Annotated in this window: 4 protein-coding genes; 1 reads left to right on the top strand and 3 read right to left on the bottom strand. The window is 73.0% G+C overall.

The annotated features are described in order from the left end of the window. Positions 1-171 precede the first annotated feature (171 nt). A complete protein-coding gene (locus CVO76_RS16745) occupies positions 172-339 on the bottom strand; it encodes a hypothetical protein (protein WP_208740197.1) in 168 nt (55 codons plus the stop codon). A gap of 81 nt (positions 340-420) precedes the next feature. On the opposite strand from CVO76_RS16745, the gene CVO76_RS16740 reads away from it, so the two are divergent. Next, a complete protein-coding gene (locus CVO76_RS16740) occupies positions 421-1440 on the top strand; it encodes a GlxA family transcriptional regulator (protein ID WP_208740196.1) in 1020 nt (339 codons plus the stop codon). Here CVO76_RS16740 and CVO76_RS16735 read toward each other — a convergent pair. Further along, complete coding sequence (locus CVO76_RS16735; protein WP_208740195.1) at positions 1430-2356, bottom strand: AEC family transporter; 927 nt, start codon at positions 2354-2356, stop codon at positions 1430-1432. The two genes, CVO76_RS16740 and CVO76_RS16735, sit on opposite strands and share 11 nt — an antisense overlap. 31 nt (positions 2357-2387) lie before the next feature. Next, on the bottom strand, positions 2388-2580 hold a 193-nt coding region (locus tag CVO76_RS16730; RefSeq protein WP_208740194.1), incomplete at its 5' end, for a prolyl oligopeptidase family serine peptidase.

Below are 2580 nucleotides of genomic sequence, written 5' to 3'. Positions count from 1 at the left end.
CTGCTCCTGCTCCTGCCGGTCGCCGCGCAACTCGCCCCCCTCGCGGCGCTGGCACTCGCTGCCGGAGTGGCAGCCGTGCTCGTCGCGGTGGAGAGTTCCCTGTACGCCGAGACGCGCCATCGGGTCCGCGCGAGGTAGGAGCCCGGCGGGCCCGGACCCGCTGTCCGCGGCCTAGGCGTCGTGCCGGAGCGAGTAGGCGGAGCTGGGCAGCGCGCCGACGCTCCAGTCCGCGTGCGAGGACGGCGTGGCCGAGGGTGCGTCGGCGCCGACCAGTCGGAGGAGGTGCCGCACCAGCAGGACGACAAGGGCGATGGCGAGGAGGATCAGGAGGAGAGTCATGCCTCGATCCTGATCCTGTCGCAGCCGGAAAAAGAGTGGCAGGAAGGACCTATAGCGCTCAAAAGCTGCCATACTGCTGGCATGCTCACCACGGTCGCCGTGATCGTCCTGCCGGACCTGTCCCTCTTCGAGTTCGGGGTGGTCTGCGAGGTGTTCGGCATCGACCGGTCCGACCTCGGCGTCGGCCTCCCCGCCTTCGACTTCCGCGTCTGCACACCGGCTCCCGGGATGGTGCGGACGACGTCCGGCGTCGCCCTCCGCGTCGATTCCGACCTCACGGGGGTGGACGACGCCGACCTCGTCATCATGGCGCCGTTCCCGTCCCGGAACCCGGTGCCCGACGCCGTCCTCGACGCCCTCCGCGCCGCCCACCGCCGCGGCGCCCGCATCTTCTCCGTGTGCTCGGGCGCCTTCGCCCTCGCCGAGGCGGGCCTGCTGGACGGCCGCTGCGCGACGACGCACTGGCGCTACACCAGCAGCCTCGCCGAGGCCTATCCGCGCACGCGCGTCGACGAGAACGTCCTCTACGTGGAGGACGGCACCATCCTCACGAGCGCCGGCACCGCGGCGGGCATCGACGCGAGCCTGCACCTCGTCCGGCAGGAGTTCGGGCCGAAGGCGGCGACGGCGATCGCCCGCGGCATGGTGGTCCCGCCGCACCGCGAGGGGGGCCAGGCCCAGTTCATCGAACGGCCCATCCCCACCGAGTGCGGGGCCTCGATGGAGGAACTCCTCCTCTGGCTCGCGGACCACCTGGACCAGGACATCTCCGTGGGGGCGCTGGCGCAGCGCCTGCACATGAGCGAACGCACGTTCGCGCGCCGCTTCCGGGCGGAGACCGGGACCACGCCCGTCGCGTGGCTCACGGGCCAGCGGCTCCTGCGCGCGCAGTCCCTGCTCGAGGGCACCCGCCTGACCGTCGACGCCGTCGCCCGCGCGTCGGGGTTCGGCCAGGCCGTCCTGCTGCGGCACCACTTCCAGAAGGCCCTCGGGGTGAGTCCGGCGGCCTACCGCAGGACGTTCCGGGGCTCCGACAGGGACTGCGACCTCGACCTGCACGAACTCGAGGAGCAGTTCGGCGCGCACGCCCTCAGCCGGTGAGCACCCGGATGACCAGGAACACCACGGGCAGGTAGAGCACCCCGGCCACCGTCTGCAGCGTGATGGTGGAGGCCATCAGGCGTGCGTCACCGCCTAGGGCCCGCGCCATGACGTAGGCGGAGGACGCCGTGGGCAGGGAGAGGAAGAGGATCACCGTCGCCGCGGGCTGACCGGTGAGCCCCAGCAGCAGGCACCCGGCGATCCCGAGCCCCGGCAGCACCGTGAACTTCACCACGGTGGCGAGGGCCACGGCCCCGAGGTTCCGTCCCATGCTCCGGAGTTCGAGCGCCGCTCCCACGCACAGGAGTCCCAGCGGCAGCGACGCACTGCCCAGGGTCCGCAGGAAGCCGCCGACCCCCGGCGGGAGGCCGACGCCGGTGGCGTTCAGCAGGATCCCGATGCCGCAGCCGAGGATCAGCGGGTTGGTGGCGATGCTCCTGACCGTGCCGCCCACCGTCAGCCGCTCCGCCCCGTAGCGCGCGAAGGCGAGTGTGCAGAGGACGTTGACGAGCGGGACGAGGACGGTGTTCGCGATGGCGGCGAGCGCGACGCCGTCGGACCCGAACAGGGCGAGGGCGATCGAGAGACCGAGGTAGTTGTTGAAACGGATGCTGCCCTGCAGCACGGAGGTGAAGGCCGGGCCGTCGAGGTCCAGCCGGCGCTGGGTGACGACGAGCCCCAGAGCCGTCAGGACCACCGGCCCGGCGAGGACCGGCGCCATCAGGGCGATCGGCAGGCCCGCGAGGTCCGCGGTCGCCGTGCCGCTGATGAACAGTGCCGGCAGCAGGATGAAGTAGCACAGGCGCTCCGCCGGAGGCCAGAACGCCGGCGCCAGGAAGGCGCGCGAGCGGAGCGCGTAGCCGAGGGCGATCAGGCCGATCACCGGGCCGAGCGCCACGACGGTCTGCGCGATCACCGGGTCGCGCCCGCCGGCAGGGGCCGGGCCGTCACCAGCCCCGGGCCAGGAGCCAGTCGGCCGCCAGCCGGCTCCACTGCTCCGTGGCACCGCGACCCTCGGCCAGCCCGAGCCCGTGTTCCCCCTCCGTGAACACGTGCAGGGCGTGGGGGACGGCGTGGGCGGCGAGCGCCTGGGCCAGCAGGTAGGCGTGCTGCACGGGGACGGCCTCGTCCTCGGCGGTG

The organism is Arthrobacter agilis, assembly GCF_002953615.1.
Taxonomy (GTDB): Bacteria; Actinomycetota; Actinomycetes; order Actinomycetales; family Micrococcaceae; genus Arthrobacter_D; species Arthrobacter_D agilis_B.
Note: the sequence above shows the minus strand (reverse complement) of the source record. Positions and strands in the feature narration are given on the sequence as shown.

Bases quoted from the DNA above. Each gene is read 5' to 3' on its own strand.
- CVO76_RS16740 (WP_208740196.1), top strand. From the start codon at position 421: ATGCTCACCACGGTCGCCGTGATCGTCCTGCCGGACCTGTCCCTCTTC.
- CVO76_RS16745 (WP_208740197.1), bottom strand. From the start codon at position 339: ATGACTCTCCTCCTGATCCTCCTCGCCATCGCCCTTGTCGTCCTGCTG.